Here is a 22,402-nt window from a genome sequence, read left to right as displayed (position 1 = left end):
TTTTTTCGTGGCCTTGGCGACATCGCTCAGGATCTCCCTCAAAATTTCGTCGTCGTCACTGTGAATTTCCGGTTCAACACCTGTTGCGCCTGGTCCGATATAAATTGCCTGTTCGTCGATACACCAACGATTGCCAATCTTAATAGGCCTCGGTTGTATGTATCCGAGCTTCCCGTGTTTCACCAGGCATGTGATTGTTATAGGGAAATGCAATCTGCGAGCTTTCCAGTCCCGCAGCGGTATCAGACTTTGTTCACTCATAGCCATCACTCGCGATAGCCAGCCGCTACGATACGCGCAACGGCTGGCGCAGGTTGATTAACAAAAATCAGCTTTCCACTTTGCCTAAAATCCAAAACAAAAAGCCGAACACTGCAACTACAAAGACCAACGCGATCAGGATCTTAATGGCTGTTAATGACATGCTGTTCCACCCCGCGAGTGTTGAAATTCTTGTTGAGCGCTGTTTCCATGCGGCGGATACAGTCACGGATCCTCGCCATTTGAGTTTCGGGAAACTGACTTTTACCCATCTCTTCGAGCGTTGCGATTAGCAGCTGGTTTTGCGCTTTGCGCGCCAGAATGCGAGCGCAAGCCCTTAATGATTCACCGACCCGGCGTTTTTCGACCTGGGCGAATGCGCGGCACAACTCCAGAGTTACCAAAGTGTCCGGAAATTCTGCATATTTGCTTGTGGTGATAACTTCCTTTGCTTTGCTGCTCATTTGTTGGCCTCCTGCCTAATCATTTTGTATGCACGCATCATGGGGATAACGGGGCCACTGATTACAGTTCTTGCCACCAGTCCGTGCTTCACGGAACAAGTAGCCTGTGGGGCTCCCAGCAACGCTGCATCAATGAAGCGGGTACGTTTTCTGTATTGCCAAATGTACGTGGTGAAAGTAATGGTGGCAGTGGCGCCCTTGTCGAAAAACTTAATGCTCATCGCCGCTCTCCTGGTAACGCATCACTTCGTCAACTATCTCTACAGCTGCATGAGCTAAATCATCTCCATCTCTTGAATAAGCAGGATTTGCACACAAGCCCTGTAAAGCAGCGATGGTTAGCTGCTGCCGGAATGACAGGGCCGCATGTTGTTCGCCTTTTTCGCGTGCAGGTTCAGTAGCAGGGTTCGACTTTGCTGTGACGGAAGGAGAACTGAGCACAGCGGATTTTGGCGGTTCCGGACGGCGGTATTCCACAATTGCGTCCAGCGCAATTTTTTGACGAACGTTAATATCATCAGACCAGGCGTCAAGCATTGTGGTCGCGATGTCGTGAATCTCCTCGTCCGAGAAGTCAGGCGAGAGGCAGCATTCAATTGTCGCGATGTCAGAAATCAGTAGAGGGATTACATCCTGCACCAGATGACCAGTACACGACACTACGCCAGCCGCCTCCTCATCGCCCATCATTGGAGTGCGGCCGTAGATTAGATCGTTAAGGGCGTGGGCAATCTCTATTTCACGGTCGCTTGGTGCTGGTGGCACTTCTTGTTTTTCACCCTCATTTGAGGGGGCATTCGCGATCAGTGCATCAACAGTGAACGCGCCACCGCCGAGGTTTTCAATTTTTGGCTGCTCCTGATTGCCGCTGTCGGCAAATGCCGCATTGAGTTCTTTGTCGAGTTCAGCAGCGCGCGCTGGGCAGACTGCTGGTATTTCAGCTTTGTCGTCGTGAATCTGCTGGGTTTTCTCATTCTCTTGTTTTCCTGGGGCAATCCGCGGTGCCGCGCTGCAGGCGATATCAATAGTTTTCTGATCCGGATTGGCATGATCGAACTCAACCAGCTCGCGGTTGATGTGCTCGCGAAGTTCAATGGGTTTAAGCCAGAGAGCTTCCGGAGTGGATTTAATCAGCGCGATAATGGCTGCGCGGGAATAATCAAGAATGCCCGGAGTGGCGCGAAGCAGTTTCCACCAGGTAGTAAAGCGCGTGTCCTGCTCGGCTTCAGCCATTGCTTTCGCTGGAATGAGAATACGACTCGGGATGGCGTAGATATCGATATCATCATGCAAACTCAAAATACCAACAGCGACCTCGATCCGAAGCGTGGCAATGCCGTGCACCAGATCCGGGCTACGGTCTGTTTGGTTGCTGCTGCCCAGCGTTGCGCCGGTGTCGGTGCGATTATCATTGCTGGTGCTGGCCTGCGGGCGCTTATCGGCTGGCGCATCGAGCCATTTAGCCAGTAGCTTGACTAAATCTGTCCATTGCGCCGAATCTTTCGCTGTTTCACGCACCCATGCCAGCAGGGCGCTCTGACGTTCTGGCGCCAGTGCAAGCACGCGGGATTCTCGACTGACAGCTTCCGCCAATTCGCGCTCAAAATGCCCATCTTCATCGTTAATCAGATCAACGATCTGGCCGTACTGAGCTGGGCTGATTTCAATAACAGGCCCAAACAGCACCAGAGCTGCTGCGCGTGAGGCTTTATCCAGCACGCTCACCAGTTTTAATGCTGGGGGCAACTCTTCGCCTGGTGATTCAGGCTCTGCGGTTTTTGCAACTGGCTCCCCTGCGGAAGCATTCCATATAGCCACATTTTCGAAGAAATCCGCGCAGAACACGCCGGGATCGGCAGCGACTTGCGGCAGCTCATCACGGTGTTCCCAGATTTTAACTTTAAAATAATCCTCAATATTTGCTGGGTAGTTTTCGGCAAATTTTCCCGCAATAATTGCTTCAGCCACGCCTTTTTTAGCGGCATTAACAAATATTGCCAGCGGTTTTAAATCAGGGTGTTCTTTCAGCGCTTTATCTTTAACGAAAAGCGCACCGCCAAATACTTTTAATTCAACAGACATAATCACCTCAGTAATGTGAACGACGAATACTGCTCCGATTGAAGTTATTTCTGCGCTGATTGTTAAATGCTGTCTTTGCAGATTTCAGATTTAATAACTTCAGTCGTTTTTCATTGCATGCATCGCAGTAAAACCACTCTTTTGTAAATCCGCGCGAAACTTCTGGCCGGTAGTGCATGGTGGATTTATCAAATTCGTGATTGCATATTGCGCAGCGTTTTTGTTCTTTCATTTTCTAGTCCATGAAAGCCGCCAGGAGAGGGCGGCAGTGATTTCAATGGCAAATTCAGGTTGCGGGAATCCCTGCCAGTTAAGGCATGAGTGAAATAAATATACGGAAATTCAATATCCTGTTTTTGTTCCGTCAGCGTGTATGGTTTTTTCTACTTCGAAACAGTCACCGTTGAAATAACGATGTTCATAAATGGCCTGATTGCATTGCGCCTCAGTGTCATAAATATCTTTAACTGCCTGACAGCAATTAGTGGTGCTGGAGCAAATCGTTAAAACGAGCGCGAATAATGGTGTCATTTATGGCGACCTCAGCGATAAGCTTTGTTTTTTCAGTTTTCACTTCATCCAGCATTTGCTGATCGTTACAAAACTCAGCAATCGACTGTTTTACCAGTAGGGCAGTAATGCGATTGCGGACAATCTTCATATCAACCATGAATTGAAGCCTCACGTAGTTTTCTGGCAATTCCTTTTAAATGCTCTTCTGCAGCGTCATATTCAGCCTGAAGCTTTTCTAATCTTTGCGACTTATGCCCAAACGGGCATGGCATTGACTGGCATTCACCACACTCTGTTACCGGGCAGTACGCTAGGGTGGCAGGTGATATTACAGCAGTAATTACTTCCGGAACGCATTCAATAATTACTTTATTAACCCCCAGCACAAGCGCAGCTTCAGCAGTTTTTACAGCCTCGCTAATGCTCTTTTTTCCATGTGCAATAACTTTCATGATTTCTCTCACTTGAGTAATGAATAGTTTGTTTAAATAACGTTTAGAAACGCTGTTTCGAATTTGTGCCTGGTCAAATCTCCACCTCAGGCGGCAGTGGCATACTGGAGTTCTCACACAACCAGTAAGGAAACCTATGAAACCCACTAAAACCCTGCCTCAGATTACTCACGGAGAATTAGAGGGAATTAAATTTGTTCTTTTTGGCATCATATCCACCTGCCTTACGGAGAAGCAAAATGTCGAATTGTCTGCCTCGGTATCAAGAATGGTGAATGCTGTTGATTGCCTCAAACAGAATGACGAAATTTGGCCCGATGTCCGTGAGGATGCAGTATCAGCCATCAATCACCTTTTGCCTGGCTGTATTCAAGATGAATAATTACGCCGATTACAAATTGAGCCTCAAGGCGTGTTAAAAGGTAAATTTGTTTGTTCGGCATAGTTAATGGGCATTCTTCGCGAAAGATGGAAGGTGCTCCTGAATCAAGCATTAGTCTAGCAATCTGAATGCGGGCCTCTGTGCCTGCATTTGGTTCCAGTTCCTGACGGCGTTTTGCATCTTCCAGTAACAACGCGATCACGTGTTTTAGCTCTTTCTCTTCCATCTCAACTCTCCAGTTTGTTTGCCCTGTATCGCCGGGTAGCGGAACGTTTTGCCTGTCGCACCTGTTGTGCTTCGATGGATACATTGTTCTTTTAAAGTGAACATATGTCAACATCATGAAGTCGTAAGGACGAAAAAAAACCGCCAAAAGGCGGTTATGTATTTGTGTTTAGGAGAAATTTATTTTTGTCGTGTGCTTGGATCTACATAGTTAGCGTAGAACTCTTTAAGTTGCTGTAGGCGCATTTGGAATGCAGCAAGCATGTTTCTGCGCTCGATGGGCGGTAACGCGCGAAAAGTTTCAACCAAAGCCAGTTCTTCGTCATCCAGCTGAGTGCTGGCGCCATCTTCCTCTCCAGTTAACAACCAGGTAAGAGAGACGTTTGTAGCAGCAGCAATTTTCATGGCCGCTTCTTTGCTGATAGTGCCCCTTTTCCTCCAGGCGTTAACAGACGAGCGACCGACTTCAGCGATGCGCGCCAAGTCTGCACCGCTCAGATGATATTGTTGCGAGATCGTGTCCAGCCTTTCTGCCAGAGGTGTCTCGTACTGCTTTTTTCTCATATCCATCCAGCAATTATAACCTCGCAGTGAACACCCTCAACTTCCCTTATTGTTGACATATGTTCTTTTTAAGTGAACAATTGAATTCAGTTAGTGAACTGGAGCCCAAATGACAGCCTTAGATAAAGCCATAAAAATTGCGGGCGGTATTCGCCCATTGGGTCGAGCTATCGGAGCTTGGCCCTCTCAAATCCATAAATGGGTCAATCAATACGGAGGGCGTGTGCCTACCGGTGAACGTGTACAGCAAATTTATCTTGCTACGGGTGTTACTCCGCATGAACTGCGCCCCGATTTACACCCAACCCCAACCAGCGGCATTCCTGACGATACCGCACAACATCGAAAGGAGAGTGATTAATGCAAATCAAACACGAACATATCCAGTGCGTTTTGCTGGCATGGGCTTCTGATGTAGGGCAGGCCTACGCTGCTGAAGTCATAACGGCAGAGTACTTGCGCATGGGGGGCGGGAGCCTTCCGCTGGCGCCCGGTAAGACGTGGAATAACCAGCAAAACATATTTCACCGCTGGCTGGGGGGCCGTACATCGAATCAGCGGGCCAAGATAACTGAATTGTTGCCAGCAATCCTGGCGGTTCTGCCTGGCGCATTTCGGCACCGATTGAGTATTTACGACACGCTTGAACGCCGGGCGCTGCTGGCGGCTCAGGACGCACTAAAAGCCGCTATTGATGCGCACGATGATGCGATTAAGTCGCTCTATAGCCGTTCACTCAAATGCACTTCTGACGCTCCGCAATACCACTAACAGGAGGCCACTATGCGTACTTCCCAGAATTTGGCTAACGCCTTAACAGAGCGCATGAAAAACGCGATGAAGAACCGCTTCACGGAGGAGCCTGTGAAGCGTCGTAGCGAAGTAATTCCAGGGAAGAGGTTCCGTGCAGAGAGCGGGCGCATGGTGACGGTTTTACGCTGTTCGCAGCATCGGGTTGTATATCAACGCGAGGGGTACAGCGGCGAGAGTGAAATGAGCCGTAGAGAGTTCGAACGCAAGTTCACTGAGGTGAAGTCGTGAATTTTGTAAGTAGCAAAGGGGAGGTTCTGGATGGGAACACTGATCCAGTTACTTGATCGCCCAATTGCATACCAGCCAGCCTTTGCACAGCTCAGGGCAGGAAAGGTTAAGTCTGGTCCAGCTGCTGCCGTGCTGCTTTCTCAGCTCGTCTACTGGCATAACCGTATGGACGGCGAATGGATGTACAAGACGCGAGAAGACATCAAAAAAGAGACCGGATTAAGCCGTGACGAGCAGGAAACGGCCCGCAAAAGATTGGTTGCTTTGGGTGTTCTGCAGGAAGACCTTCGCGGTGTGCCGGCGACTGTGCATTACAAAATTGATACTGAGCGTCTTGAAGCACTTTTATTGGCTCCAGACCGCGCAGAATCACAGATGGGTGCAACCCCGCCAACTAGAAGGCGGCAATCCCGCCAACTGGATGGCGGCAACACACCCAACAAGATGGCGGCAACCCCACCAACAAGTAGGGGGGAATCCCGCCAACAAGCTGGTGGGGATCCCGCCAACTTTCTTACAGGAGATTACACAGAGAGTACTCAGGAGATTACACAGGAGATCACTCAAAAGGCCGAAGAGGATTTTTCTGTGGATAACTTTTCGGAGATCTACCCCGAAGCAGCGATCTTCGACGCGAAGAAAAAACTCTGGGGTACGGCTGATGATCTGGAATTTGCACAGTGGTTTTACGCCAGCATCGTTGAGCTGCATGAACGCGCCGCTGAGTTCGACGGGATGATCTCCCGCCCCAGGGAACCAGACTGGCCTGTATGGGCTGACGAGATACGCAAGCTGCGCGAGGAGCAGGGGTGTGAACACCGTCAGATGCGAAACATGGTTGAGCGCATTCAACGGGATCCGTGGTGGTGCCCAAAAGTTCAGGATGCCAAAACTCTGCACAAAAACTGGCCGGAACTTGTTTTGAGGTTGTGCCCGGTAAACCTGGCCGAAGGCAATGGCGTGTTCGGGGAAATCAAATGCGATAGCACGATCCCTAAAGGGTTTCGCGGTTAAAAAAATCGAGAGGGAATTTCATGGCAAACAAAACTCAGCCCGAGTGGATCCAGAAATTTATCGATCACACACATGAACATGGTCGCCTGACTACGGCACAGGCCGAAGCGATGACCGGCTTCACCAGAAGAACCCTCCAGCACTACCTGAGGGATGCAGTGGCGTTAGGCGAACTCTACCGAACACCCAAGCAGGGAATTTTCGTTGATGTAGCTGGCTACCGCCGCTGGCTTGCGGAGCAAAAGAAAGTCATGGCTCTTGCCAGGGAACTAGCAAGAGAGGTGGCTGAGACAGCACAGGATGCACTTAAAAAAACACCTTATGACCCGGAGTTGAATGTTATTTGCCGAGAATGTCGAAACAGCCCGGCAATGAAGCGGGTGCTTAGTTTTTACGGAGCGACACAATGACTGATTTACCAAAATGTCCGAACTGCGGTCATGCCCCTTATTTGAAAGTCCGCTGCCGTGGAATGAATTGGGGGTCGGCAGAAGTTCGCTGTTCGAATGGATGCCCTGATCGTCGTGCTGGATTTTCTTTTCCGCCTGGAGGCGAAGCAGCCGCACGCCGTGATCTCGAAAAAAAATGGATTGCGCTGGTAGGCGCGGAGGAAAAATAAAAATGGCTAAAAATTCAATTGACGCATATGGCGCAAGTGGGAAAAGCAACGTTCTATTTTTTGAGCCAGAAAAATTACATCTGGTCGCTGATAAAAATCATGCACTTTATGACGAACGCATTCACCTTCCGCTGAATGAGGGCATGGTCCTTAACATGATGGATCAGGGCGTGCTGGAACCAGTTATTGTCTGGAAGGATCCCGAAACAGGCTTGAGTTGTGTTGTCGATGGGCGCCAGCGCGTTAAGCACGCACTGGAAGCGAATAAGCGTCTGCTGAAGGAAGGCAAAAAACCACTACTGGTTCCTGCAGTAACTAAACGTGGGTCTGCGGTACGCATGATGCAGGCGATGATCAGCGCTAACGAAATCCGGCAGGAAGATACACCGCTGGGTCGGGCAAAGAAAATGGCCGATGCGCTCGAACGCGGACATGATGAAAAAGACCTGAGCCTTCTGTTTGGGGTTGGCGTTCAGACCGTTCGCTCAACACTGGCGCTTCTTGATACCACCCAGGCAGTACAGGACGCAGTTGAAGCCGGAACGGTAAATCTTACCCAGGCCCGACAGCTGGCAGCCATGCCACCAGAAGAGCAACGCCAAAAAGTTATGGAGCTGGAGAGTGCTGCATCGGGTGCAACCGGTCATGAAAAAAGTCGTCGGCAGCGCCAGGTTCTCGGCGAACAGAAGCCACGCATGAAATCACGCAGGGAAATAACCAAAGCTCTGGAGTCAGCTGCAGGTGAATATGCAGACGCTTTGCGCTGGGTGCTTAATGAGGGTGATGAGATTCAATCTCGAAAAGGAGATGCACTGTGAACAAGGTGGGAAAGGAGCGTTTAGTAAATTATCGCCGCTGGCTTTATCAAGCGGAACTGAATGGAACAAAACTGATCGCTTATAACTGCCCTAAATGCCTTGAGAAGTTACAAACCACTGAAGCGCCGGACGGTGAAGTGTGGGACACGTTTTCCAACTGCCCTTTTTGCGGAGCATTACTTTTTAAAGTCACACAAGGGCATGAAGTAAAAATTGATTTAATCCTTAACATTGGAAAAAACCAAACATGAAAAACAAACATCATACCTTTACTCATGATGGGATTTGCATTTTGAACACTATAGAACCAAAACGTCTTAACGAGTTATTCCTCGCTATTAATAGCGAAGCGTACGACGAAGAGGAAATTAAAAGCTCATTAAACTCAGACGAAATAAAGCTCCTAATACTAATCGCCCTGGATCAGCAAAAGAAAGAACCTTTAGACATGAGTGATGCTGACTGTTTCTCTGTAGAGCGCCTTCATCAAATTATCTATGGCGGCAAATTACGAGGGCAGGAAGCCAAGCTGCTTGCGAGGTTCATGCATGATGTAAAGCAACGAACAGGAGTTGCCTCATGACCGCCATAGAAAAACATCCCTACCGCGCTGATGGTGGCAATATTGGCACAGACCGAATTAAAGAGATAGCCAATAACCCATACGCTGACGAAGAGAAATGCTGGCTGGCAAAACAAGTGCTCTTGCTAGCTGCGGAGAATGCGGGGCTGAAGGCTGCAATCCCGCCACTTAAAATTATCAACGATGTAACAGATTCATGGGATGACGTTTCTCTTGCCGAAGAAGTCGGGTTCAATTATGCGGTATCAGCCATCTTAAAATCTCTTCCAGAAACCCCAGCGACCGACGCTTTCCTGGCTGAAGTGCGGGCGCAGTCGAGAAACGAAGGTATCAACTATGCAGCCAGCCGATTAGCTGCCGCATTCAACCATGGTTTCGTTGATAAGCCTCTGACAGAGGTCTGCGACGTGGTGCGCATGATTCTGGACAGCAAAGAAGAACTGGCGAACTCCTCACTGCCAGCCGCTGATGGGATATCTGGCGAGTACGCAGAAAAGTTTCTCCAGGAGTTCGCCGCCAAACTTCGCCAGGGAGGTGCAGCATGAGCAATCTGTTACTTCTCAAATGCACCAAAGACACCGAAGGCTGGTGGACAGAGGGCGAAATGTATCCAGCCCGTGTCGTTGCCGGTGGTTTCGTTCTTGTCGGTGATGATGAAGAACTGGACGGAGAGGGATGGAGCGCCGCCCCGATGGAATACCGAGAAGATGGTTCAGTGCTTTATCAGGTCGGCGGCGTTGATGGTGAAGTTTTGTTTGAGGAACCAGCCCAATGAGCATGACAACGAATAAGCAGGCACTGCGTGAAAAGTTTGAAGCATGGTGGGAAGTTAATTATCACAACGGAAATCCTCCGCGCTTCGGCTGGGAACACTGGCGGGATGGCGACGGCTACAAGATTGACGATGATGAATCTGAGCTTGATGGCATGTGGGAATCATGGCAAGCGGCACACAGCAGCAAGCTGGAAGCCGCAGAGAAGCGGATTGCTGAGCTGGAGGTACGTGCATTCAATCCTGCACTTCTGGATGTGATATCCGAACGCCAGCGACAGCGGGCTATTGAGGGATGGACGTCTGAGCATGATGACGCCTATCAAAATAGCGAACTGGCCGATGCAGCTGCCTGCTACGCGATTCACGCACACAATCAGGGTTTCTCTACTCCGGCGCATTGGCCGTGGTCCCCTGATTGGTGGAAACAGTCTGGCACACGTCGCGACCTGATAAAAGCTGGTGCGCTTATCCTGGCTGAAATTGAGCGGTTAGACCGCGCTGCTGGCATCACCACCAAAGGAGAGTGAACGTGAAGACAGCACTCAAAATCCTTATGTGGATAGTCGGGATTACAGGCCTCCTGTTTTGCGTAAGCCTGACTGGAGAATCCGACCGTAAAGACTGCGAAGAGCGTCTGGCTAAAGAGCTGAATACCACTGCCGTTTACATCAACAATCACTGCATGGTCAAAGGTTATGGCCGTGCGGATGGGAGATAACCCATGACCACATTCACCAAAGAGCAGTTAATTGAACACATCGGAAAGCGCATGGATGATCGCCGGGGATTGCTAAACAAAGCGACTCTTGCGCCGGGCTTTCGTGAGTATCTCGAAAAGGAAGTCGCAACTGATGAAATCGCGCTGGCATCGCTGGCCGCTGAGCCAGTACCTTTCGACGCCCTACGCGACGCAGTAGCTGAAATGTCGGGAGGCCCGGCGATGGAGTGGAGTGATATTTACAAGGGGCATCAGGCCGTCACGTTCATTAATTTCAACTCACTATCGCGCATCGTTGAGAAATTTCGCACCACTCAGCCAGCAGTGGTAATGCCGGATGAGATTGACGTTAATGACCCTGCACTTGATACGCATAGAAAATGGATGGCGGAAGGCTGGAATCGCTGCCGTGCCGCCATGCAGGGTAAAGCCGAAAGCCAGGATAAGCTTGCGTTCGACAATCAGGTTTTATCAGACCTCTACCATGCTCAGGAAAAACGCCTGTTCAAAATTGCGCAGCGCATCAAAGGCCCGGCATTCGATAAATACGCATACTCACCATCGCAGGCCATCGACGTGCTGGAGGCTGCAATTTTTGGTGAAAGAAAGGACGCCCACACCGCCGCCATGCTTCAGGCTAATGCTAAAAATGACGAATCACCTATTTGTGATTAACAAATCATAGGTTTGTAGTTATGCGAATTATCACCAGGAAGAAGCCAGCCTTCATGGAGCTGCACCAGACCGGTGTTCTCATCCGCATTGCAGCGGTAAGGATGGAGAACGGCGGGTGGCGGTTGTTCGGAATATGGCGTGATAAGGATATCGCTGTTTTTGTAGAAGCTGCACGGGGAGGTATACGTGAATGGTCTGGTCTGAACTTCCTGGCGGATTTCGTAGCCAGCTGCGGTATAAGTCTCTGGGAAGTTCACAACAAAACAGAGAGTAAGAGTCCTAATTGACGCATCGCAATGCAACCCGCTATGGCGGGTTTTTTTCGCCCCCAAAATCTTGATCATCCATGAATAAGTGTTACTGTATATTTATACAGTGAACTTGAGTTGAGGAGGCTTTATGTCATTTACATCTCCAGCGTTCGATCACACCGACACCCCTTTAACCCTTGCAAGGCTTTGCCGCTTAGACGGTCAGTACCGAGCTATTGAAACTTCATCAGGCTTCGCGGTTATAGATATCACTCGCCAGGCTCAGTCTGGCGAAACGGTCGTATTCGCGTTTTGTGGAAGCATTCAGTTTGCATCTGTGCAGGGGCAATCGTTGATAACCCCAGATGGTGAAGCGATAGAAGGGGAAGTCCTGGATGATGTAAGGGTCATGGGAGTGGTTATATTTTTGATAAAGGAAATGCAACAGAACGACAGCGATGAGCTGCCAATAATTTAGCCCCGCTAAACACTACTCCCACGCACACTCAGCAGCAATTGATCGGCAATATAGATCAATTATAGATAATTGATCTATGTAGCCTATTAGACGTCTGGTGACGGGACGGCTTTAATCAAAGTTCAGCGCGAAGGGAGAAAAGGGGCAAGCCCGATATTACGGGCGTTACTGAACTTAATGGGATTTACCGTATGAATGATTTGGAACTGGTGGCCGCTGTTCGTGTAGCAGGGCGTTATGAGGTCGTAACACGCGAAGACGGTTCACACGTTGTCATTCCAATACCGCAGGACGCAATTTTAACCACCGCTGAAATGCATCAGCAATGTATGGAGTTCTTCCGCAACCCAGACAACTGATTTATACTAATCAAGTCAGCCTGAACAACTGACACCTGTCGCACCATCACGGAGAGTAAGTGATGGCGCAAAGAACTACCCCGATATCCTCACACCGCTCATTCATGTGCGGTGTATTTGCTTATGCAGGCGGTGCCGCATGAGCAAGAAAAGCACCTACAAAACCAAAGCTGAACAAAAGCACCTGGAGCGCGTTGCTTCATTAGGTTGCATCGTCTGCAAAAACCTCGGATATGAAGATTCACCTGCTGAAATACACCACTGCAGCAAAGGAACTGGCCTGTCAGTTCGTGCTGACAACTTCCACGTAATTCCTCTTTGTGTTCACCATCATCGGAATGGCGGGCATGGTACCGCCATTCATGCCGGTCGCCGGACTTGGGAAAACAATTTCGGCACTGAAGCGGAGCTGCTGGTGCAGGTTCTCTACTTGCTGGGAGAGCCTGCCGATGCATAAACCAGTCAGTTACGGCTCAGTTTGCAGCGGCATCGAGGCCGCCAGCGTGGCATGGCACAGTCTGGGCTGGCGGCCAGCATGGTTCGCTGAGATTGAAAAATTCCCCTCCGCTGTTCTGGCGCATCGCTGGCCGGAGGTCAGCAACCTGGGCGACATGACCAAAATCGCCGCGGCAATCCGTGCCGGGATAATCGAAGCGCCTGATGTGCTGGTGGGGGGAACCCCTTGCCAGGCGTTCAGCGTTGCGGGTTTACGTAATGGGCTGGCTGACGAACGCGGCCAGTTAACTTTGGCTTTCGTTGAACAGGTTAATGCTATCGATGAAAAACGCAGAGAACTTGGAAAACCGCCAGTCATCGTCGTCTGGGAAAACGTCCCCGGCGTATTCAGCAGCAAAGATAACGCTTTCGGATGTTTTCTTGCAGGGCTTACCGGCGAAAGCTGCGCGCTGGAATCACCAGGGAAGCGATGGTCAAACGCTGGTTATGTGCTGGGACCAGAAAGAGCTACTGCCTGGCGAGTGCTCGACGCTCAATTTTTCGGAGTGGCCCAACGACGCAGACGTGTGTTTGTTGTCGCAACAGCTCGAGGGGATATCGATCCCGCAAAAATTCTTTTTGAGTCCGAAGGCCTGCGCCGGGATATTGCGCCGAGCAGAAAAACGAGGCAAATCCTTACCTCAGATGCTGGCAATCGCGTTACTAACGGTAGTCACTGGGATGGGGAGCATAATCTTCATCCAACGCTGAATCAGTCATTCAATACTGGCGGGATCGTTGGGACATTCCGCATGCGAGCTTTCGGCGAATACGCAAGCGACGGGACAGCATCAACTGTAAAAGCTCGCGATCACAAAGATGCGACCGATTTAGCTGTGACTTATTCTGACGTCAGCAGGACTCTGCTGGCTAAATCCAATGACAGCATGGACGAGACTCTTCAAACCTACGCCATCCATGGCACTCAGGATCCAGATACGCTTGCAGATATGGCTCACACACTGGGACGCAATCATGGGCAGGAAAACGCGGTTATCGCGTTCAGCTCAAAGGATAGCGGACACGATGCCTCCAGCGAAATTTCACCAACACTTACCAGCCCAAACAGTGGGAGCAATCAGTCTGCAGCAATCATGCAAAACATGGCCGTTCGTCGTCTGACCCCGGTGGAGTGCGAACGTCTGCAGGGTTTCCCCGACAACCACACTCTGATCCCAACACAAAAAAGAAAGCAGATTACGGCTGAAGAATACGCCTACCTGCGCCACCGCAGCCCGGAACTTACAGCAGAGCAGGCTTTCCGCCTGGCAGCCGATGGTCCGCGCTATAAAGCGATCGGTAATTCGATGGCGGTACCGGTGATGCGCTGGATAGGTCGCCGTACTGCAGCGGCACTTTCACAAACCACAGGAGCAGCACAATGACCCCGCGCCAACGCCGCACACACCAGTCAGCAATGGAAGCTGCAGCAGCTGCACCACGGAAAAGTTACCTGGGGCGCTTCACGCCGCTAAATAACATCCAGTCAGCGTGGATAAAGTCTCTTCTGACTGTTTGGGGAGAAAGTATGCGTGGCAGCACTGCACCACGAAAACCACGCTCACAATCCTGCTGGCGGTTCCAAAAGGGTATGCGTTGGTCTGACGCTGCTCTGGAGCACTTTACTGCCGCACTCAACCAGGCAAGGGAAGAGGGCTATAAGGGGCAAAAGGCTTTAAACCGTGCTCATGACATTCTTTGGCCTGCTCCTGCAGTCAGCGTCATAGACGTGGCGATCAATAACGACGACGTGGATTTTGTCGAACACTGTGTATTGCAAGCATTTGAGGCGGATGACCCGGTTTGTGTCATCGGTACCAGCTTCTACACCACGAAGAAAAAGATTTCTGACCTGTCGCGGGATTTGCAGAAGATAGCGCCATGGCTAACCGAGAGGGCTGCACGGGAAAGGGTTTCATGGTGCTTGCAGATATTCAGGGCAAAAGCATTCCTGTCGGCTAAGAAAATGCTGGCTGATTGACAAAAATCAGGATCCGGGGCTATAGTCGCCGCACGCCAGCAAAATCTGGCGTCGGGATTGGCGTCCCGGAACACATCATGACGCATGACCGCGTTAGCGGTTTTTTTATGCGTTAAGCACGGCCACATTCGCATTATGGTGGGGCGTGCGGGGGCGGAGCAATCCGCGCCGGGTTTCATGATGACCGGTTACGCCAACCCTGTACGTCTCACCACCTCTCTGATTGGCGTCAGCGGTGGTGATAATCTCTTTTTTAGGAGTATCATCATGAATGCAGCGATCGCTATTTCCACAGAATCCCCGAAAGTATTTTTCAAAGATGGCCGCCTGGTCACCACCTCCCAATCAGTCGCTGACTATTTCGATAAGCAGCACAAAGACGTTCTGCGCAAAATTGATATGCTGGATTGTTCGCCTGAATTTACATCAGCGAATTTTTGCGCCGATGTTCAGACTGTCGGTATCGGGAATGGTGCAGAACGCGAGTCTCGCTGCTACCAGATTACTAAGGATGGTTTCATGTTTCTGGTAATGGGCTTTACAGGTAAGAAAGCCGCCAGACTTAAAGAAGCCTACATTTCTAAGTTTAATCAGATGGAGGCTGAACTCCATAAAGCGACAAAACAACAGGAAAGAAACGCCATCATTCCAGGCGGCCCGAGAACAGTAGTGATCCACATGGATGAATCAGGCAGCGTTCAATACACAGAGCAGGCACCGGCTGGTTCGATGGTTACAACGGTTGAGAGCTTCAAGTATTGGATGGAGCAGAACGGGTGGCTAGTCATCAGAAAGGAGCAACTGTTGGAAAAGCTGTTGTCTGCTTGAAATGGTTACAGCCGGAGAGTGATATGCTAACCTGTACATGTACAAGTTAAGAGGTGTCTATGCGTAAAGTAAGTTATACCCAGATGAGAGCAGAGCTTTCCGACATTCTTGATGCGATCAGGAACGGTGAGACCGTTGTCGTTACTCAGCGGGGAAGGCCTGACACTGTATTGAATGGTTCTGTCGATTACGAGAAGAAAATTACCGTAACCAAGGGTAATAAATATACCATACAGGTGTCCAAAACACCCTCTGGTGATACTTGCTATGTCACGAAGAAGCCAAATGGCGAAGTTGTCACAAGCATATACAAAAACACCGGGCCCGTATCATTCAAAGATGCCCTGATTAAAACACAGAGAAAGCACGCCAAAATCATTAAGGCTTTGGAAGATAAATGATGAATCTGGAATTTCTGACCATGGAGCAGGTTGTTGAGATTCAGACTTCAACATTGCCCAATAGCGGCCCTCCAGATGAGGGAAGACTTCAGGGAGCGCTTTTTCGTGTTCAGACCTTGGCTGAGTACGATGGCCGTGAAGATGTATTCACGTTCGCGGCGATGTATCTTATTGCCATAGCCAAGGCGCATGCTTTTAATGATGCCAACAAGCGCACTGCGTTTCAGGCCACGAGCGTATTCTTGCTGATGAATGGCGTAGAGCTAAACGCCTCTTTCGAGCTGGTGAAGCTTACGGTGCTTGCCGCTATGGGTGAGGCCAAACTGGAAAACACTGCCTTTGCTCTGCGTATCCTCTCTGATTATCGAAATGATATCGTGGCAGAGCATGATTATTTAGTGTGACACTAAAGCCCGCATAGGCGGGTTATTTACTCCCACGAAACAGCAAAAGTGATTTTTTTCAGTTTTGAGTTGAAAACGCGTCAGAAAAGTTGATAATTCATTCATGCTTGGCAGAGCTGCGCCACGATGGCAGTGCTGAGAAGCGAACAATTTGAACATGACGAGAACCCCGCCAGCGCGGGGTTTTTGCTTTCCGGCGATACGACAGGGGTATTCGCGAAGGTGCATTGCACTAGTACCCCTGTCATATCGTCGATCCCATCAAGATAGATTTCGACCTCTGCATAAATTTAAAGATTTTTTTGCATTTCCTTCCCGCGTTGCTGCAAAATCAAGCAAACAATCACGGAGGAAACGAAATGTCTAAGGAAGCAGATGCACTGTACGATGAAATGTGCCGTTTGGTGGGCGATGCGGTGATGTGCCTATGCGATACGGATATCGAGACAAAAAAGCACAACATCGCCAATGTTCTGGAAACGGCGCTCTTATCAAACAACCCTGAGCACACAGAACAGATGCGTAAAGCTATGCAGGCCGCGATCAACGTTCTGACACGATTTTAAAATCAGGAGAGCACATTGCGCCGTCCAATTAACCAGGGTTGGTTTGTTGGGTAGTGTGCTCCCCTGTTTAGTATCGGTTCAGATTCGTAATGTTATTTTAAACCTACGAATTCTTTATTAGGCGGTGGATAATGGAATATTCAGGCTTTATGTTTTTGGGGTTGTTTGCTATTGCGCAGGGATTGATTTGCTTTGTGATAGCTTGCCTTCTTATACTTATTTCCATTCTGAATCCCGCAGGATAATTTTCTTTGGCCCTTTAGCTCAGTTGGTTAGAGCGAGCGACTCATAATCGCCAGGTCGCTGGTTCAAGTCCAGCAAGGGCCACCAGTCAAAATTTGCGATTATGATGCTCAGGGAAGGTCTAATGAACGGTATGGATAAAAGTTTATCATATGGGTTACCTGCGACCATTATTATCACTGGTAGCCTTTATACATGTAGCTATCTTCATCAATTAGGATACTCGGTATATTTCGGTTATCCTTACATTTTCATAGAAGTAGATTTCAAGCCTTTAATATTTGCTCTGATTTTCTTTGCGTTTTACATATATTTCTTTTGGGCATATAAGTCTGATAAACCATTAAAAGATAAATCCAAGCTTGATCTTATTTCTTTCATTATAACAACTCTTACTGCCAGCGTGCTTTTCACAGGTACTATGCTTAGTCAGGTGAAGGGGATAGGGAATTGGGGCGTGCTGTTTGTTATGACTTGTTGTCTGAGCGCTACGGTTTTAGGACCGTTTCTGTACAGAACAGTTATTATATTAAAATTGAGAGAGAATAGCTTAGGTGTGAAATTGTTATTGCTTGGGAATTTTATTATTCTATCTGTATGCTCAGGATGGGTTTTGGCGGCATATAGCCCCATAATTTACTCAACTTCGAAAGGTCAATATCTTCTTAGAAAAGATGGTGAATTTGGCCTGTTTGGGCAATGCATAGATGGCAAGAGAGTTTTTGAATATAGAAATTTAGATGGTGTCAGACTTAGTACGTCCAAGCTTCCTGAGGTTAGAGCGATAAAACACTGCCTCAATAAATAAACATAACCGCCATTGGGCGGTTTTTTTATGCCCGCAACTCAGGTGAGAATATGCAGGAACCAAACACCCCAGGATTCTGGGCAGTATCACTTTTATGGGTGAAGAAGAACGCGCCAGCGATTTATGGCGGGTTGACCGCTTTTGGCATCGCATTTTTTCTGGCTATTCGAGATAGAGAATTCTGGAAACAAGCGTTTACGTCCGGAATTTTATGCATGTTGATTGCGATATCAGTAATCAGCGCACTCGATCAACTGGGAATGGATAAGGATTACGCAACGCTTATTGGGACATTTGTCGGAGGATTGGGCGTTGACCGTTGCATGGCAATTATTCGTATGTTTGCCAGCGCAAAAACTAATTTAACCTTTGAAGAGAAGGATAAAAAAAGTGACAAAGAATGAAATCGTTGACGGACTGCTGAAACGAGAAGGGGGTTACGTTGATCACCCATCCGATAAAGGCGGTCCGACTAACTGGGGCATTACTGCAAAAACGGCGCTATCGCATGGTTACAGTGATATCCGTTCCCTGACCGAAGAACAGGCCCGAGCCATTTATGAAGCTGATTACTGGTACGGCCCACGCTTCGATCAGGTTGCTGAAGTATCGCCAGCCATCGCAGACGAGCTTTGTGATACCGGCGTGAACATGGGGCCAGCCTTTGCCAGTAAGTTTTTCCAGCGCTGGTTATCTGCGCTGAACCTGCAAGGCAAGATTTACCCCGACCTGGAAGCTGACGGTCGTATCGGTCCGCGCACTATTTCCGCGCTTAAGGCGCTGTTGCAATATCGCGGCAAGGATGGGGAACTGGTCATGCTTCGCGGGCTGAACTCTAGCCAGGGCGCTCGTTATCTGGAATTGGCTGAAGCGCGTGAGGCCAATGAGGATTTTCTTTTTGGCTGGATGCTAAACCGTGTCGAGATATCAAGTTAATAAACTGCCCCATAGGTCGCACAGACAGCCGCGACGCAGCGCAAAGCTGGCACTGGTAGCAATACTGGTGCCTTTTTTATTGGTTGGCTGTGTATCGCTTGAGAAGGCCCGAAACTGGTTTGGTGTAGTTACTGACGTATGCGACACCGTGAATAAAATAAAGGACCGTTGTAATGACAGAAAATAAAAACCCTATGCCTGGATTAGTGCTTACGGCTGATCAGATTCAGGAACTGGCGAAATTCGCTAAAGAGGACGGCTAGCCTAAATACTGCATCACTCATACGACGATCCCGACGTTCGTCGCTGAGGATGATTCAGAGGTGCCCGAATACACCGGACTGATTGCATATTCCGAATCGACAATGCACGGCGTGCTACAGCTGGACTAGGCATTACAGAGGCTGCTGACTAATGTCTTAGGCCATTAATATGATCGCACATTGAAATTTACCCTGATTAGTCCTGAAGGAAAAAAAGTAAAACATGGGTAAAGCAGGTCTTCCAACTACACTCAGTGTTACCGATATCCTGTGGGGCAACATGATGCTTGAGGGACGGTTGGAAACTATGAACTGTGGAACGCCTTGTTTCGCTGTTTATGGAAAGGAAGAACACATAAACAGCCTTATTGATTACATCTGGAACCGTGCGAGGTTTTCAGCCGAGATTCGTATCATTGGCGGGTTGGATGTGATGGGGCGAATGAAAATCACCATTACGGGTAAGATAATTGATTCAATGTCACTGGATGATTTTCAGTTAATTATTTTGAATAGCTTAACTGGTAGCGAGTAACTCTTCACAACCGCCTTAGGGCGGTTTTTTTTCTTCAGGCGGTCCTTATCCGCGCATAACCTTTATCAAAGCCTCTCCTGGGGGTTTTGATAAGGATTATCCCTTACGTGGAAGAGCTGCTGGTGGTTTCCTGCCGCGCACCCTGCGCATGACTGCCGGCCGCTTTCATTTTGTTAGAACGGAGCTATATGAACGATAAACTGAAAATCGTATATCGCCCGTTAAAGGAACTAACGCCATATGCGCGAAACGCCCGAACCCATAGCGGTGAGCAGGTAGCGCAACTGGTAGCCAGCATCGAGGAATTTGGCTGGACGAATCCTGTATTGATTGACGAGAACGGCGAGATCATCGCTGGTCATGGTCGCGTTCTGGCTGCTGAGGCCATCGGCATAGTTTCGGTGCCGACGATTAAGCTGACGGGCCTGACGGAAGAGCAGAAACGCGCCTACCGGCTGGCTGATAATAAATTGCCTCAGAATGCCCGCTGGGACGATGTTTTACTGAAAAGTGAATTGCGGGATTTGGCATCAGGTGAGTTTGATCTCTCGCTGATTGGCTTCAGCGAAGAGGAATTAAACGCACTGCTTGGTGACGTTCAAGAGATCGACTTCAACAAGGATGAGGATTCGGGCGGCATAGATATCAACTATCTGGCATTTTCCCGGAAAAAAATCCCCATGACGGAAGAAGAGGTTACGGGTCTGCTTAATGCCCTCAATGATTACGTAGAGGAAAACGGCTCGTTCTTCGGTTTTGTCTCTCACCTGATTGGAGCTGAAACCGATGCTTAACCTGGCTCATGATCTTTCCGCATTACACGGCGCGAAATATAACCCTCGTCACATCGATGAGGATGATTTGTCTGCGCTGGCCGAGAGCATAAAAACCCTCGGGCTGGTGAAGCCGCTTATTGCTCGCGGTAATTTGCTGGTGGCTGGTCACCAGCGATCAAAAGCGCTGAAGAAACTGGGTATCAAAGAGGCGGCGGTGTATGTGTTGCCGATGGACACTACGGTTTACGATGAGGTGCGGTTTAACCAGCTGCATAACGGCACGGATATGGATTCCGGTGATGAGGCCTGCGTTATTTCTGGTCTGGGGGATAAATCTGGCTTCTGTGTTGTTCAGGCGGCACAAGTAACGGGAAACCTTCGGGCGCGAATGGCTTACGTTCGCCGGGAAATTTCAGAGATGATCCTGAAATATGGCCCGTGGGGTGGATGTGTGGCCACGCAATCCGGCGAGGTTATTCACTGCGCCCAGTATGCGCTGGCATCACTTAGCGTTAAATCGCCGCTTACGGTTTACGTGATACCTGATGACCGTAAGGCTGAATACAAAAAGTATCTGGATCGCACTTACGGCGTATTCAGTTACGAGCACCTGGAAAAGCATACCTACGTGCAGACCTATGCACAGATGATGCGTCTGCGTACCGGGGGAAGGAAAGAAAACCACTCACAGCTTTATGAAAATCTGGTTCTGCCATGGCTTGCCAGCCAGCCGAACGCCAAAGCGTTACGCGGAATTGATTTCGGCTCAGGCCAGGGAGACTACGCTGCAGCGATGCGTAAGCGTGGTTACGATTTCCATGATGTTGAATTGTTCCGCCGAGTGGGCGCCGGTAATGCGCTGGCCATAACACAGATACACCGGATGATTTCGGTAATGTGCGAATCGCTGACTACCCGGGGGCTTTACGATTACGTTATTTGCGACAGCGTGCTAAACAGCGTTGACAGCCCTGAAGCAGAAAGGGCGGTAATGACGTTTATCCGTGGGTTATGCAAGCCAGGCGGCGCGTTGTTCTTCTCAGGTCGCCGCCTTGAGTTTGAGAAAGAGGCGTTGAGATATAGCCAGTCCGGATCGCGTAAGTCGAAGATAGTTTTCCTGGATGAAAATAATTTCACGGCGAAATACCGGAAAGGCCACTGGTTTTATCAGAAATTCCATTCTGCTGACGATGTGAAGGCGCTGGCTTTAGAGCATGGCTTAACACTCATCGTTAACCGGAACGGCGGATCATCTTTCCAGGTACACGCCACGCCCCCAGACGCTACGGACAGCGACGCTCTGATTGAAGCGATACGTTATGAGTTCGAACTACCTTTACCCGCTGGTAAAAGGCTGGGGCGCTCTGGTGATGTACTGAAAGCTTTCGGTCTGGAGTAGTCGCTATGCAAAGTCCAAATCTTGAAAAAGTTCAGGGATGGGCGGCAAGGCGGTTAACGGAACAACAAATTGCCGATGTGATGGATTTCGATCTTGAGGAATTGAGAAAGGATCGTGACGAACTGAAGAAATTCAGGGAGGCCATCAGAAAGGGGCGTTCGCGGGGCGAGGCTGAGTTACGTGACGCGTTATACAAGCGTGCGAAGCAGGGTGATGCCTTTGCGTTCACCAAGCTAATGAGGCGTGAAGAACAGGATAGTGACTAATGAGCAAGCCGGATGAGAAAGCTATCGAGCGTGATTTCTGTGCTGGCGTGCTTTCTCAACAGGACGTTGCTGATAAGTACGGGATCTCGTTTAAAGCACTCCGCTACATGGCGGAAAAAAAAGGCTGGGTTAGAAAAAAATTAACCGCAGCAGAAAAGAAAATGTTGGGGGCAAGTAAGGGGCAAAAAACAGGGGCAAAAAAAAAAGGAAAGTTGCCCTAAAAAAAA

The 22,402-nt window shown here is 49.3% G+C and carries 42 protein-coding genes, 1 tRNA gene and 3 pseudogenes; 36 read left to right on the top strand and 10 right to left on the bottom strand.

Annotated features, from left to right (window positions below):
* From ETG88_RS22365 to ETG88_RS20095, 8 genes are all read right to left on the bottom strand, one after another.
* Nucleotides 1-261: excisionase (locus tag ETG88_RS22365; RefSeq protein ID WP_206732581.1), on the bottom strand; the 261-nt coding region annotated here is incomplete at its 3' end.
* Between the two features lie 143 nt (nucleotides 262-404).
* On the bottom strand, nucleotides 405-725 hold the full coding sequence (locus ETG88_RS20120) for a DUF7740 domain-containing protein (RefSeq protein WP_129036263.1): 321 nt from the start codon (nucleotides 723-725) through the stop codon (nucleotides 405-407).
* On the bottom strand, nucleotides 722-946 hold the full coding sequence (locus ETG88_RS20115; protein ID WP_129036262.1) for a hypothetical protein: 225 nt from the start codon (nucleotides 944-946) through the stop codon (nucleotides 722-724). Before ETG88_RS20115 ends, ETG88_RS20120 begins: the two co-directional genes overlap by 4 nt.
* Nucleotides 936-2,807, bottom strand: coding sequence for a RecE-related exodeoxyribonuclease (locus ETG88_RS20110; protein ID WP_129036261.1), 1,872 nt, complete (start codon nucleotides 2,805-2,807; stop codon nucleotides 936-938). The genes ETG88_RS20115 and ETG88_RS20110 overlap by 11 nt, the downstream gene beginning before the upstream one ends.
* Before the next feature lie 7 nt (nucleotides 2,808-2,814).
* Nucleotides 2,815-3,039 (bottom strand): hypothetical protein, encoded by a 225-nt coding sequence (locus ETG88_RS20105; RefSeq protein ID WP_129036260.1) that lies wholly within the window; start codon nucleotides 3,037-3,039, stop codon nucleotides 2,815-2,817.
* 110 nt (nucleotides 3,040-3,149) lie between these two features.
* On the bottom strand, nucleotides 3,150-3,338 hold the full coding sequence (locus ETG88_RS22615) for a DUF1482 family protein (protein ID WP_129036259.1): 189 nt from the start codon (nucleotides 3,336-3,338) through the stop codon (nucleotides 3,150-3,152).
* Nucleotides 3,289-3,477 carry a hypothetical protein gene (locus tag ETG88_RS22340; RefSeq protein ID WP_164971828.1) on the bottom strand — a complete coding sequence of 63 codons (189 nt, stop codon included), beginning with the start codon at nucleotides 3,475-3,477 and terminating at the stop codon, nucleotides 3,289-3,291. The genes ETG88_RS22615 and ETG88_RS22340 overlap by 50 nt, the downstream gene beginning before the upstream one ends.
* On the bottom strand, nucleotides 3,470-3,772 hold the full coding sequence (locus ETG88_RS20095; protein ID WP_129036258.1) for a hypothetical protein: 303 nt from the start codon (nucleotides 3,770-3,772) through the stop codon (nucleotides 3,470-3,472). The genes ETG88_RS22340 and ETG88_RS20095 overlap by 8 nt, the downstream gene beginning before the upstream one ends.
* Nucleotides 3,773-3,908: 136 nt before the next feature.
* Between ETG88_RS20095 and ETG88_RS20090 the strand changes: the two genes are divergently transcribed.
* Entirely contained in the window at nucleotides 3,909-4,154 is a 246-nt protein-coding gene (locus ETG88_RS20090; RefSeq protein ID WP_129036257.1) for a hypothetical protein, read from the top strand.
* On the opposite strand, the gene ETG88_RS20085 is transcribed toward ETG88_RS20090, so the two are convergent.
* Nucleotides 4,117-4,380 carry a hypothetical protein gene (locus ETG88_RS20085; RefSeq protein ID WP_129036256.1) on the bottom strand — a complete coding sequence of 88 codons (264 nt, stop codon included), beginning with the start codon at nucleotides 4,378-4,380 and terminating at the stop codon, nucleotides 4,117-4,119. The genes ETG88_RS20090 and ETG88_RS20085 overlap by 38 nt on opposite strands.
* Nucleotides 4,381-4,559: 179 nt before the next feature.
* Nucleotides 4,560-4,949: a helix-turn-helix domain-containing protein gene (locus ETG88_RS20080; RefSeq protein WP_129036255.1), complete on the bottom strand. Its 390-nt coding sequence runs from the start codon at nucleotides 4,947-4,949 to the stop codon at nucleotides 4,560-4,562.
* Nucleotides 4,950-5,052: 103 nt separating this feature from the next.
* On the opposite strand from ETG88_RS20080, the gene ETG88_RS20075 reads away from it, so the two are divergent.
* The 35 genes and pseudogenes from ETG88_RS20075 to ETG88_RS19915 all read left to right on the top strand — a co-directional run bounded on the left by ETG88_RS20075 (nucleotide 5,053) and on the right by ETG88_RS19915 (nucleotide 22,396).
* Nucleotides 5,053-5,304 (top strand): transcriptional regulator, encoded by a 252-nt coding sequence (locus tag ETG88_RS20075; protein ID WP_129036254.1) that lies wholly within the window; start codon nucleotides 5,053-5,055, stop codon nucleotides 5,302-5,304.
* Nucleotides 5,304-5,714: a toxin YdaT family protein gene (locus tag ETG88_RS20070; protein WP_129036253.1), complete on the top strand. Its 411-nt coding sequence runs from the start codon at nucleotides 5,304-5,306 to the stop codon at nucleotides 5,712-5,714. Before ETG88_RS20075 ends, ETG88_RS20070 begins: the two co-directional genes overlap by 1 nt.
* Nucleotides 5,715-5,726: 12 nt before the next feature.
* Nucleotides 5,727-5,984: a DUF4222 domain-containing protein gene (locus tag ETG88_RS20065; RefSeq protein WP_129036252.1), complete on the top strand. Its 258-nt coding sequence runs from the start codon at nucleotides 5,727-5,729 to the stop codon at nucleotides 5,982-5,984.
* A 30-nt stretch (nucleotides 5,985-6,014) separates the two neighbouring features.
* Nucleotides 6,015-6,998 carry a phage replication protein O gene (locus tag ETG88_RS20060; protein WP_129036251.1) on the top strand — a complete coding sequence of 328 codons (984 nt, stop codon included), beginning with the start codon at nucleotides 6,015-6,017 and terminating at the stop codon, nucleotides 6,996-6,998.
* A gap of 20 nt (nucleotides 6,999-7,018) precedes the next feature.
* Entirely contained in the window at nucleotides 7,019-7,408 is a 390-nt protein-coding gene (locus tag ETG88_RS20055; RefSeq protein ID WP_129036250.1) for a DUF977 family protein, read from the top strand.
* Nucleotides 7,405-7,617 carry a hypothetical protein gene (locus ETG88_RS20050; protein WP_129036249.1) on the top strand — a complete coding sequence of 71 codons (213 nt, stop codon included), beginning with the start codon at nucleotides 7,405-7,407 and terminating at the stop codon, nucleotides 7,615-7,617. Before ETG88_RS20055 ends, ETG88_RS20050 begins: the two co-directional genes overlap by 4 nt.
* A gap of 2 nt (nucleotides 7,618-7,619) precedes the next feature.
* Nucleotides 7,620-8,435 carry a ParB/RepB/Spo0J family partition protein gene (locus ETG88_RS20045; protein WP_129036248.1) on the top strand — a complete coding sequence of 272 codons (816 nt, stop codon included), beginning with the start codon at nucleotides 7,620-7,622 and terminating at the stop codon, nucleotides 8,433-8,435.
* Entirely contained in the window at nucleotides 8,432-8,686 is a 255-nt protein-coding gene (locus ETG88_RS20040) for a hypothetical protein (RefSeq protein WP_129036247.1), read from the top strand. The genes ETG88_RS20045 and ETG88_RS20040 overlap by 4 nt, the downstream gene beginning before the upstream one ends.
* Nucleotides 8,683-9,018 (top strand): hypothetical protein, encoded by a 336-nt coding sequence (locus ETG88_RS22335; RefSeq protein WP_164971827.1) that lies wholly within the window; start codon nucleotides 8,683-8,685, stop codon nucleotides 9,016-9,018. The genes ETG88_RS20040 and ETG88_RS22335 overlap by 4 nt, the downstream gene beginning before the upstream one ends.
* Nucleotides 9,015-9,563, top strand: a complete 549-nt coding sequence (locus ETG88_RS20035; RefSeq protein WP_233446092.1) for a hypothetical protein — start codon at nucleotides 9,015-9,017, stop codon at nucleotides 9,561-9,563. Before ETG88_RS22335 ends, ETG88_RS20035 begins: the two co-directional genes overlap by 4 nt.
* A complete protein-coding gene (locus tag ETG88_RS20030; RefSeq protein ID WP_129036246.1) occupies nucleotides 9,560-9,793 on the top strand; it encodes a hypothetical protein in 234 nt (77 codons plus the stop codon). Before ETG88_RS20035 ends, ETG88_RS20030 begins: the two co-directional genes overlap by 4 nt.
* On the top strand, nucleotides 9,790-10,320 hold the full coding sequence (locus tag ETG88_RS22505) for a hypothetical protein (protein WP_233446093.1): 531 nt from the start codon (nucleotides 9,790-9,792) through the stop codon (nucleotides 10,318-10,320). Before ETG88_RS20030 ends, ETG88_RS22505 begins: the two co-directional genes overlap by 4 nt.
* A 2-nt stretch (nucleotides 10,321-10,322) precedes the next feature.
* Nucleotides 10,323-10,511, top strand: a complete 189-nt coding sequence (locus tag ETG88_RS20020; RefSeq protein WP_129036245.1) for a hypothetical protein — start codon at nucleotides 10,323-10,325, stop codon at nucleotides 10,509-10,511.
* Between the two features lie 3 nt (nucleotides 10,512-10,514).
* The gene (locus ETG88_RS22360) at nucleotides 10,515-11,186 is read left to right on the top strand and encodes a hypothetical protein (RefSeq protein WP_187469888.1); all 672 of its coding nucleotides are present in this window, start codon (nucleotides 10,515-10,517) and stop codon (nucleotides 11,184-11,186) included.
* 20 nt (nucleotides 11,187-11,206) lie between these two features.
* A complete protein-coding gene (locus ETG88_RS22665; protein ID WP_129036244.1) occupies nucleotides 11,207-11,473 on the top strand; it encodes a hypothetical protein in 267 nt (88 codons plus the stop codon).
* Between the two features lie 112 nt (nucleotides 11,474-11,585).
* Nucleotides 11,586-11,915: a hypothetical protein gene (locus tag ETG88_RS20005; RefSeq protein ID WP_129036243.1), complete on the top strand. Its 330-nt coding sequence runs from the start codon at nucleotides 11,586-11,588 to the stop codon at nucleotides 11,913-11,915.
* A 191-nt stretch (nucleotides 11,916-12,106) separates the two neighbouring features.
* Complete coding sequence (locus ETG88_RS22330; protein ID WP_164971831.1) at nucleotides 12,107-12,274, top strand: hypothetical protein; 168 nt, start codon at nucleotides 12,107-12,109, stop codon at nucleotides 12,272-12,274.
* A gap of 139 nt (nucleotides 12,275-12,413) precedes the next feature.
* Nucleotides 12,414-12,731 (top strand): Ref family recombination enhancement nuclease, encoded by a 318-nt coding sequence (locus ETG88_RS20000; RefSeq protein WP_129036242.1) that lies wholly within the window; start codon nucleotides 12,414-12,416, stop codon nucleotides 12,729-12,731.
* Nucleotides 12,724-14,145: pseudogene (locus tag ETG88_RS19995) on the top strand (DNA cytosine methyltransferase); the annotation flags it as partial. The gene ETG88_RS20000 and the pseudogene ETG88_RS19995, both read left to right, overlap by 8 nt.
* Nucleotides 14,146-14,150: 5 nt before the next feature.
* Nucleotides 14,151-14,750, top strand: coding sequence for a hypothetical protein (locus ETG88_RS19990; protein ID WP_129036240.1), 600 nt, complete (start codon nucleotides 14,151-14,153; stop codon nucleotides 14,748-14,750).
* 84 nt (nucleotides 14,751-14,834) lie between these two features.
* On the top strand, nucleotides 14,835-15,578 hold the full coding sequence (locus ETG88_RS19985) for a Rha family phage regulatory protein (protein WP_222928412.1): 744 nt from the start codon (nucleotides 14,835-14,837) through the stop codon (nucleotides 15,576-15,578).
* 59 nt (nucleotides 15,579-15,637) lie between these two features.
* On the top strand, nucleotides 15,638-15,979 hold the full coding sequence (locus tag ETG88_RS19980) for a type II toxin-antitoxin system Phd/YefM family antitoxin (RefSeq protein WP_129036239.1): 342 nt from the start codon (nucleotides 15,638-15,640) through the stop codon (nucleotides 15,977-15,979).
* On the top strand, nucleotides 15,976-16,383 hold the full coding sequence (locus tag ETG88_RS19975; RefSeq protein ID WP_129036238.1) for a type II toxin-antitoxin system death-on-curing family toxin: 408 nt from the start codon (nucleotides 15,976-15,978) through the stop codon (nucleotides 16,381-16,383). Before ETG88_RS19980 ends, ETG88_RS19975 begins: the two co-directional genes overlap by 4 nt.
* 359 nt (nucleotides 16,384-16,742) lie before the next feature.
* Nucleotides 16,743-16,949 carry a DUF2767 family protein gene (locus ETG88_RS19970; protein WP_129036237.1) on the top strand — a complete coding sequence of 69 codons (207 nt, stop codon included), beginning with the start codon at nucleotides 16,743-16,745 and terminating at the stop codon, nucleotides 16,947-16,949.
* 253 nt (nucleotides 16,950-17,202) lie between these two features.
* Nucleotides 17,203-17,279, top strand: a tRNA-Ile gene (locus tag ETG88_RS19965).
* A 37-nt stretch (nucleotides 17,280-17,316) separates the two neighbouring features.
* Complete coding sequence (locus ETG88_RS19960) at nucleotides 17,317-18,000, top strand: hypothetical protein (RefSeq protein WP_129036236.1); 684 nt, start codon at nucleotides 17,317-17,319, stop codon at nucleotides 17,998-18,000.
* 50 nt (nucleotides 18,001-18,050) lie between these two features.
* Complete coding sequence (locus tag ETG88_RS19955) at nucleotides 18,051-18,404, top strand: phage holin, lambda family (protein WP_129036235.1); 354 nt, start codon at nucleotides 18,051-18,053, stop codon at nucleotides 18,402-18,404.
* Nucleotides 18,391-18,936 carry a glycoside hydrolase family 108 protein gene (locus tag ETG88_RS19950; RefSeq protein ID WP_129036234.1) on the top strand — a complete coding sequence of 182 codons (546 nt, stop codon included), beginning with the start codon at nucleotides 18,391-18,393 and terminating at the stop codon, nucleotides 18,934-18,936. Before ETG88_RS19955 ends, ETG88_RS19950 begins: the two co-directional genes overlap by 14 nt.
* Before the next feature lie 4 nt (nucleotides 18,937-18,940).
* Nucleotides 18,941-19,123: a hypothetical protein gene (locus ETG88_RS22500; RefSeq protein WP_129036268.1), complete on the top strand. Its 183-nt coding sequence runs from the start codon at nucleotides 18,941-18,943 to the stop codon at nucleotides 19,121-19,123.
* 7 nt (nucleotides 19,124-19,130) lie between these two features.
* Nucleotides 19,131-19,328 (top strand): annotated as a pseudogene (locus tag ETG88_RS22495) (hypothetical protein).
* 94 nt (nucleotides 19,329-19,422) lie between these two features.
* Nucleotides 19,423-19,734 (top strand): hypothetical protein, encoded by a 312-nt coding sequence (locus ETG88_RS19935; RefSeq protein ID WP_129036233.1) that lies wholly within the window; start codon nucleotides 19,423-19,425, stop codon nucleotides 19,732-19,734.
* Nucleotides 19,735-19,922: 188 nt separating this feature from the next.
* Nucleotides 19,923-20,360, top strand: a pseudogene (locus tag ETG88_RS19930) (ParB/Srx family N-terminal domain-containing protein); the annotation flags it as partial.
* 160 nt (nucleotides 20,361-20,520) lie between these two features.
* Complete coding sequence (locus tag ETG88_RS19925) at nucleotides 20,521-21,909, top strand: methyltransferase domain-containing protein (RefSeq protein ID WP_129036231.1); 1,389 nt, start codon at nucleotides 20,521-20,523, stop codon at nucleotides 21,907-21,909.
* 5 nt (nucleotides 21,910-21,914) lie between these two features.
* Complete coding sequence (locus ETG88_RS19920; protein WP_129036230.1) at nucleotides 21,915-22,175, top strand: hypothetical protein; 261 nt, start codon at nucleotides 21,915-21,917, stop codon at nucleotides 22,173-22,175.
* Entirely contained in the window at nucleotides 22,175-22,396 is a 222-nt protein-coding gene (locus ETG88_RS19915; RefSeq protein ID WP_129036229.1) for a hypothetical protein, read from the top strand. Before ETG88_RS19920 ends, ETG88_RS19915 begins: the two co-directional genes overlap by 1 nt.
* Nucleotides 22,397-22,402: the final 6 nt, after the last annotated feature.

Source organism: Lelliottia nimipressuralis, from assembly GCF_004115925.1.
Lineage (GTDB): Bacteria > Pseudomonadota > Gammaproteobacteria > Enterobacterales > Enterobacteriaceae > Enterobacter > Enterobacter nimipressuralis.
The sequence above is the reverse complement of the archived record's forward strand: the minus strand, read 5'-3'. Positions and strand labels throughout refer to the sequence as shown.

Bases quoted from the DNA above. Each gene is read 5' to 3' on its own strand.
- ETG88_RS20120 (WP_129036263.1), bottom strand. From the start codon at position 725: ATGAGCAGCAAAGCAAAGGAAGTTATCACCACAAGCAAATATGCAGAA.
- ETG88_RS20115 (WP_129036262.1), bottom strand. From the start codon at position 946: ATGAGCATTAAGTTTTTCGACAAGGGCGCCACTGCCACCATTACTTTC.
- ETG88_RS20110 (WP_129036261.1), bottom strand. From the start codon at position 2,807: ATGTCTGTTGAATTAAAAGTATTTGGCGGTGCGCTTTTCGTTAAAGAT.
- ETG88_RS20105 (WP_129036260.1), bottom strand. From the start codon at position 3,039: ATGAAAGAACAAAAACGCTGCGCAATATGCAATCACGAATTTGATAAA.
- ETG88_RS22615 (WP_129036259.1), bottom strand. From the start codon at position 3,338: ATGACACCATTATTCGCGCTCGTTTTAACGATTTGCTCCAGCACCACT.
- ETG88_RS22340 (WP_164971828.1), bottom strand. From the start codon at position 3,477: ATGGTTGATATGAAGATTGTCCGCAATCGCATTACTGCCCTACTGGTA.
- ETG88_RS20095 (WP_129036258.1), bottom strand. From the start codon at position 3,772: ATGAAAGTTATTGCACATGGAAAAAAGAGCATTAGCGAGGCTGTAAAA.
- ETG88_RS20090 (WP_129036257.1), top strand. From the start codon at position 3,909: ATGAAACCCACTAAAACCCTGCCTCAGATTACTCACGGAGAATTAGAG.
- ETG88_RS20085 (WP_129036256.1), bottom strand. From the start codon at position 4,380: ATGGAAGAGAAAGAGCTAAAACACGTGATCGCGTTGTTACTGGAAGAT.
- ETG88_RS20080 (WP_129036255.1), bottom strand. From the start codon at position 4,949: ATGGATATGAGAAAAAAGCAGTACGAGACACCTCTGGCAGAAAGGCTG.
- ETG88_RS20075 (WP_129036254.1), top strand. From the start codon at position 5,053: ATGACAGCCTTAGATAAAGCCATAAAAATTGCGGGCGGTATTCGCCCA.
- ETG88_RS20070 (WP_129036253.1), top strand. From the start codon at position 5,304: ATGCAAATCAAACACGAACATATCCAGTGCGTTTTGCTGGCATGGGCT.
- ETG88_RS20065 (WP_129036252.1), top strand. From the start codon at position 5,727: ATGCGTACTTCCCAGAATTTGGCTAACGCCTTAACAGAGCGCATGAAA.
- ETG88_RS20060 (WP_129036251.1), top strand. From the start codon at position 6,015: ATGGGAACACTGATCCAGTTACTTGATCGCCCAATTGCATACCAGCCA.
- ETG88_RS20055 (WP_129036250.1), top strand. From the start codon at position 7,019: ATGGCAAACAAAACTCAGCCCGAGTGGATCCAGAAATTTATCGATCAC.
- ETG88_RS20050 (WP_129036249.1), top strand. From the start codon at position 7,405: ATGACTGATTTACCAAAATGTCCGAACTGCGGTCATGCCCCTTATTTG.
- ETG88_RS20045 (WP_129036248.1), top strand. From the start codon at position 7,620: ATGGCTAAAAATTCAATTGACGCATATGGCGCAAGTGGGAAAAGCAAC.
- ETG88_RS22335 (WP_164971827.1), top strand. From the start codon at position 8,683: ATGAAAAACAAACATCATACCTTTACTCATGATGGGATTTGCATTTTG.
- ETG88_RS20035 (WP_233446092.1), top strand. From the start codon at position 9,015: ATGACCGCCATAGAAAAACATCCCTACCGCGCTGATGGTGGCAATATT.
- ETG88_RS20030 (WP_129036246.1), top strand. From the start codon at position 9,560: ATGAGCAATCTGTTACTTCTCAAATGCACCAAAGACACCGAAGGCTGG.
- ETG88_RS22505 (WP_233446093.1), top strand. From the start codon at position 9,790: ATGAGCATGACAACGAATAAGCAGGCACTGCGTGAAAAGTTTGAAGCA.
- ETG88_RS22360 (WP_187469888.1), top strand. From the start codon at position 10,515: ATGACCACATTCACCAAAGAGCAGTTAATTGAACACATCGGAAAGCGC.
- ETG88_RS22665 (WP_129036244.1), top strand. From the start codon at position 11,207: ATGCGAATTATCACCAGGAAGAAGCCAGCCTTCATGGAGCTGCACCAG.
- ETG88_RS20005 (WP_129036243.1), top strand. From the start codon at position 11,586: ATGTCATTTACATCTCCAGCGTTCGATCACACCGACACCCCTTTAACC.
- ETG88_RS22330 (WP_164971831.1), top strand. From the start codon at position 12,107: ATGAATGATTTGGAACTGGTGGCCGCTGTTCGTGTAGCAGGGCGTTAT.
- ETG88_RS20000 (WP_129036242.1), top strand. From the start codon at position 12,414: ATGAGCAAGAAAAGCACCTACAAAACCAAAGCTGAACAAAAGCACCTG.
- ETG88_RS19990 (WP_129036240.1), top strand. From the start codon at position 14,151: ATGACCCCGCGCCAACGCCGCACACACCAGTCAGCAATGGAAGCTGCA.
- ETG88_RS19985 (WP_222928412.1), top strand. From the start codon at position 14,835: ATGACCGCGTTAGCGGTTTTTTTATGCGTTAAGCACGGCCACATTCGC.
- ETG88_RS19980 (WP_129036239.1), top strand. From the start codon at position 15,638: ATGCGTAAAGTAAGTTATACCCAGATGAGAGCAGAGCTTTCCGACATT.
- ETG88_RS19975 (WP_129036238.1), top strand. From the start codon at position 15,976: ATGATGAATCTGGAATTTCTGACCATGGAGCAGGTTGTTGAGATTCAG.
- ETG88_RS19970 (WP_129036237.1), top strand. From the start codon at position 16,743: ATGTCTAAGGAAGCAGATGCACTGTACGATGAAATGTGCCGTTTGGTG.
- ETG88_RS19960 (WP_129036236.1), top strand. From the start codon at position 17,317: ATGAACGGTATGGATAAAAGTTTATCATATGGGTTACCTGCGACCATT.
- ETG88_RS19955 (WP_129036235.1), top strand. From the start codon at position 18,051: ATGCAGGAACCAAACACCCCAGGATTCTGGGCAGTATCACTTTTATGG.
- ETG88_RS19935 (WP_129036233.1), top strand. From the start codon at position 19,423: ATGGGTAAAGCAGGTCTTCCAACTACACTCAGTGTTACCGATATCCTG.
- ETG88_RS19925 (WP_129036231.1), top strand. From the start codon at position 20,521: ATGCTTAACCTGGCTCATGATCTTTCCGCATTACACGGCGCGAAATAT.
- ETG88_RS19920 (WP_129036230.1), top strand. From the start codon at position 21,915: ATGCAAAGTCCAAATCTTGAAAAAGTTCAGGGATGGGCGGCAAGGCGG.
- ETG88_RS19915 (WP_129036229.1), top strand. From the start codon at position 22,175: ATGAGCAAGCCGGATGAGAAAGCTATCGAGCGTGATTTCTGTGCTGGC.